This is a genomic window from Furfurilactobacillus curtus (assembly GCF_045862785.1).
Taxonomy (GTDB): domain Bacteria; phylum Bacillota; class Bacilli; order Lactobacillales; family Lactobacillaceae; genus Furfurilactobacillus; species Furfurilactobacillus curtus.
Window position 1 is genome coordinate 907 of sequence record NZ_BQXO01000027.1, and the last position, 335, is coordinate 1,241.

Annotated in this window: 1 protein-coding gene; it reads left to right on the forward strand. The window is 33.7% G+C overall.

The features are described from left to right. A partial coding sequence (locus ACKTR2_RS10225; protein WP_407885026.1) for a hypothetical protein occupies positions 1-335 on the forward strand: 335 nt, incomplete at both ends.

Below are 335 nucleotides of genomic sequence, written 5' to 3' on the forward strand. Positions count from 1 at the left end.
ATCGCTGTGATGACAGTGTTGCTGATTGTTGTTGGTCTTACCGCTTGTGGGAAGTCTACAGCACAGGATTTGCAAAGTAATAAATGGTATCCCAACCAAAAAGGACAAAGCTACAAAACCCAATTTAATAAAAAAACAATGATTATTGAAAGCCCCTTGATGAATGTAAATGCCAATTATTCAGTCAGTAATACTTCTGGTAAAGAATATTTAAAAGTAAATACTGATGATGAGAAGAATCAAAAACTTGAATTAACTCAAATTAGCGATGGTTATAAAGCTAAAGCAATAAATAAACCTGCCAAAGCAGATGACGGATTAGGAAGCTTTGAATT